A 4,384-nucleotide genomic window follows, 5' to 3' on the forward strand; every position below is an offset into this window, starting at 1 on the left:
CCGCCCACTCCTACGGGGGCCGAAGAAGCCAGGCCAACGAGGGCCTGTGGCGGGCCGGCGGCACCATTTACATCTACGCCCAGCGCCAGTACTTCTTTTTTGACCTGGCCTGCCAGGAAGCTGGCGACCCGCAGGGGGTCTTGATTAGGGCCATTGAGCCGGTCTGGGGGAAAGAGCAGATGACCGCCAACCGCGGCGGCAAAGACGGGGTTCTTTTGACCAACGGCCCGGCCAAATTGATGCAGGCCATGGGCATCAAGTCGCGGAAATGGGACCTGGTTCCTTTGGAAAACAGTCCCTTCGTCATTGATTTGACCGAGAAAAAAGCTGCCAAAGAAATCGCCACTTCCCCCAGGATCGGAATCGTCCAGGCTGACCCGGTTTGGGCCCAGGCCCCCTTGCGCTATTACGTGGCCGGCAACCCCTACGTCTCCGGCAGCCGGAAGCGGGACTGGGCAGAAGACCACGGCTGGGCCTGAATACTGGAAGCGGCATCATCAACTTTAAATACATAATGCTAATTTTTTCTTGACTTTTTCTTAAAAGTAATTTAGCCTAAGAATAGTTAAATAAAACAAGTTATCCAATACAATAGAGGTCGCGATTGTTCACAAACGCAAGGGGAGCTCACGTGCAGTTTTGAGCCTTGCTATTAAGGGATATCGCCGAAATCAGCCACGGGGACGTGCGCGCGGCTGGTTGGGCTGCAGGAGAAAATTCTGCAGACTGTCCTAGTTTACTAGGGAGCGCTATAATTTTTGGTATTCATACTGAATTTTACAGAGAATCGAAGAAAGCCTCATTGTGAACAGCAATGGGGCTTTTTTGCCACTTTTATTGTATTTTTTAGCTACTAAAAGCATTTCGGAGGTTTATTCAGATGAAGAAGCAAAGCAGCTGGATCAGCGCCTTGATCGCCGCGGTCCTGACGCTTGTCTTAGCTATCAATTGGAGCCAGCCGGCCCAGGCCAGCGGCACCTTGAAGATCGGGATGGAAGCCAACTACGCTCCATACAACTGGACCCAGACCACGTCAGCCAACGGGGCCGTCAAGATCGACGGGACCAGCTCCTACGCCAACGGTTACGACGTCAAGATCGCCAAGATCATCGCCAAGAAGCTGGGCAAGAAGGTCATCGTGGAAAAGACCCAGTGGGACGGGCTTTTGCCAGCCTTGACCAGTGGCAAGATCGACTTGATCATCGCCGGGATGAGTCCGACGGCTGAAAGACGCAAGGCCATCAACTTCACCAGCCCATACCGGACCACCAACTTCGTGGTCATCGTCAACAAGCAGAGCAAGTACGCCAAGGCCAAGTACCTGACGGACTTCAAGGGCGCCAAGCTGACTGCCCAGCAAGGGACCCTGCACTATGACCTGATCAAGCAGCTGCCAGGTGCTACGCGCGAGCCAGCCTCCAAGGACTTCTCCGCCATGCGGGAATCCCTTGAAGCCGGCACGATCGACGGCTACGTGGCTGAAGACACGGAGCTGACTTCCTTCAAGATGGTCGACTCCAACATTACCGGGGTCAACCTGTCAAAGATGAAGGGCTTCAAGGTCTCCGCTTCCGACGCTGAAGTTTCCATCGGGGTCAAGAAGGGCAACGACCAGCTGCTCAGCCAGGTCAACAAGGTTTTGGCCGGCATTTCCACTTCAGAAAGAAACAAGCTGATGAAGGAAGCCGTTCAGCAGCAGCCGCAGACCAACACCAAGAAGGAAAACTGGCTGGTCTCCATGCTGAAGAACTACGGGCAGATGATCCTGGAGGGGATCGGCATGACTCTCCTGATCTCCCTGGTCGGGACGGTTGCCGGCTTCTTCATCGGTTTGCTGGTCGGCATCGTGCGGACCATTCCGGAACCAAAGAACAAGTTCAAGAAGGGCCTTTTAGCCTTCTGCAAGTGGCTTCTGTCAGTCTACGTTGAAATCTTCCGTGGCACGCCAATGATGGTGCAAGCAGCCGTAATCTACTACGGGATCGCCCAGTTCTGGCACATCAACCTGAACAGAACGGTTGCCGCTTTGATCATCGTTTCCATCAACACCGGGGCCTACTTGGCCGAAGTCATCCGCGGGGGGATCATCTCCACGCCGAAGGGGCAGTTTGAAGCCGCCAGTGCTTTGGGGATGACCCACAACCAGAGAATGTGGAACATCATCCTGCCGCAGGCCATCCGGAACTGTCTGCCGTCAATCACCAACGAATTTATCGTCAACATCAAGGACACTTCAGTACTGAGCATCATTTCCGTTTCAGAACTGTTCTTCGTTGGTTCAACGATTGCCAGCCAGAGCTTCCAGTTCTTCCAGACCTACCTGGTAATCTCGGTCATCTACCTCTTCCTGACCTTCACGATTACCCGGATCTTCAACTTGATTGAAAAGCACATCGAAGGTCCTGAAAACTACAACATGATGGCCAACCAGGTGCAGGTTGGCGCCCAGGAAGGAGACAAGTAAAAGATGGCTGACTACAAGGAAAACGAAACTATTTTAAGTGTTCAGCACCTGCAAAAGGCTTACGGTGAACACCAAGTCTTGAAGGACATTTCTTTTGAAGTCCACAAGGGTGAAGTTATGACGGTCATCGGTCCTTCTGGTGGCGGTAAGTCAACCATGCTCCGCTGCATCAACCTTTTGGAAGACCCAACTGGCGGGAAAATTCTTTTCCATGACCAGAACATCCTGGATGAAAACTTCAACATCCCCCACTACCGGTCCAAGGTCGGCATGGTTTTTCAGCAGTTTGAGCTTTTTGAAAACAAGAACGTCTTGCAAAACTGCATGATCGGCCAGGAACTGGTTCTGAAGCGGTCAAAGGAAGAAGCCAAGAAGATTGCCTTGGAGAACCTGAAGACCGTTGGGATGGACCCCTACGTCGATGCTAAGCCCCGTCAATTGTCTGGTGGGCAGAAGCAGAGAGTAGCGATTGCCAGAGCCATCTCCATGAACCCGGAAATCCTCCTCTTCGACGAACCGACCAGTGCCCTTGACCCGGAAATGGTCGGGGAAGTTTTGGAAACCATGAAGAAGCTGGCCAAGACTGGTTTGACCATGATCGTGGTGACCCACGAAATGGCCTTCGCCAAGGAAGTTTCCGACCAGGTCCTCTTCATGAGCGACGGTTACGTGGCTGAACAAGGCAGCCCGGATGAAATCTTTAACCATCCGCAAAGCGAAAAGACCCAGAAGTTCTTAGCCAACTTCCGTGGCCCGCAAATCTAATGAATGCATAGAAAAAGCAGCCTCACGGCTGCTTTTTTCTGTTTGCGGAAAATAACGCGATTTAAATTCTTGCGAAGTTCATCGAAACATTTCAAAAGAAAAACTATTTTTTAACGAATAAGTAAAAATCAAAGAAAAAATAGCTAAAATTATGTTTCAACGCCAAATTAACGCACTTTAAGAGTATAATTAGCTATATGAAAAGTTTGTGAAACAATGAGCTTTTTCTTGTTGTGCTAGTGTATTGTTGCGATAGTGCTGAAGAATGATAGGGATATATGTTTCTTGTACACGTTTCTTCATTACTAACAACACTGTAGTGCTATTACACTAACGAGAAAGATGGACTTTGTGAGGTGGAAAGGATGAAAAGAAAAATTGTATTTGGTCTGCAATTAATCGTTAACGTATATTTTGCTACTTGGCCTTTACGGTTGATTGTAGATAATTCAGCTAAGTGGCGTTTGTCTGGACCAGCCAATGGCTTTTTCGACTTCATGGACCGGGTCGCCAAAAGTATTTCTTGGCCGCTCTTTTTAGTCTACTTGCTTTTGCTGTTGATGATTGCAGTGGCCGCTCTTTGGACTTGGTTCTTTGAATTCAAGCAAGACAAGATAAAACAAGCTTGGCAGAAAACTATCTGGTTTTTGCAGCTGATCATTAATGAACTGGGTTGTCTGGGTTTGACCTCATCATGGACTATGCTAGAGTACGACAGTGATCCAGGATGGGCCATTATTGTTGAACTGTTCATGCTTCTTATCATAGTTATTTTCGCTTTTGCCTTAACTGAAAAGTTTACTAATCGTGGAGGAGATAATCATGAAATTTAGTAAAAAAGCTGTTAGTGTATGTGCATTAGCTATGAGTACTTGCTTTATGGCACAAGTACCGCAAGTAGCAGATGCTGCGATTAGTCCATTGGCTCCTGTATGGTGGATTGTCAAAATAGGAGTATAACACTAGTGGCGAAAAACGTACTTAATGTGTTTGATTATATGTAAGAGATAGCAGGTAGGTTCTAAGTTGAATTAGCGTAGGGAAAGCCAGAACTTTGCTTTAGGTTAGAGCGCAAATTTTAGTCATACTTCAGAAACATATGTTTGGGGATCTACAGGAATACGTGCTAAAATATTCCTCGAAACAAAGATTGAG

General features: G+C 48.8%; 5 protein-coding genes and 1 riboswitch. All 5 genes read left to right on the forward strand.

Annotated features, from left to right (window positions below; translation table 11 throughout):
- The coding region (locus lacNas_RS12740) for a DNA-3-methyladenine glycosylase (protein ID WP_201346925.1) at window positions 1-479 on the forward strand (479 nt) is incomplete at its 5' end.
- Window positions 480-584: 105 nt separating this feature from the next.
- Window positions 585-760: riboswitch (Lysine riboswitch) on the forward strand.
- Window positions 761-880: 120 nt separating this feature from the next.
- Window positions 881-2,464: an ABC transporter substrate-binding protein/permease gene (locus tag lacNas_RS12745; protein WP_201331578.1), complete on the forward strand. Its 1,584-nt coding sequence runs from the start codon at window positions 881-883 to the stop codon at window positions 2,462-2,464.
- A gap of 3 nt (window positions 2,465-2,467) precedes the next feature.
- Window positions 2,468-3,229, forward strand: coding sequence for an amino acid ABC transporter ATP-binding protein (locus tag lacNas_RS12750; protein ID WP_201331577.1), 762 nt, complete (start codon window positions 2,468-2,470; stop codon window positions 3,227-3,229).
- Window positions 3,230-3,594: 365 nt separating this feature from the next.
- On the forward strand, window positions 3,595-4,062 hold the full coding sequence (locus lacNas_RS14370; protein WP_244660726.1) for a hypothetical protein: 468 nt from the start codon (window positions 3,595-3,597) through the stop codon (window positions 4,060-4,062).
- Entirely contained in the window at window positions 4,052-4,189 is a 138-nt protein-coding gene (locus lacNas_RS12765) for a hypothetical protein (RefSeq protein WP_201331576.1), read from the forward strand. Before lacNas_RS14370 ends, lacNas_RS12765 begins: the two co-directional genes overlap by 11 nt.
- The last annotated feature ends 195 nt before the right edge of the window (window positions 4,190-4,384 follow it).

The organism is Lactobacillus nasalidis (genome assembly GCF_016587775.1).
Taxonomy (GTDB): domain Bacteria; phylum Bacillota; class Bacilli; order Lactobacillales; family Lactobacillaceae; genus Lactobacillus; species Lactobacillus nasalidis.

Coding starts and splice junctions, on each gene's coding strand:
- lacNas_RS12750 (WP_201331577.1), top strand. CDS start 2,468: ATGGCTGACTACAAGGAAAACGAAACTATTTTAAGTGTTCAGCACCTG.
- lacNas_RS14370 (WP_244660726.1), top strand. CDS start 3,595: ATGAAAAGAAAAATTGTATTTGGTCTGCAATTAATCGTTAACGTATAT.
- lacNas_RS12745 (WP_201331578.1), top strand. CDS start 881: ATGAAGAAGCAAAGCAGCTGGATCAGCGCCTTGATCGCCGCGGTCCTG.
- lacNas_RS12765 (WP_201331576.1), top strand. CDS start 4,052: ATGAAATTTAGTAAAAAAGCTGTTAGTGTATGTGCATTAGCTATGAGT.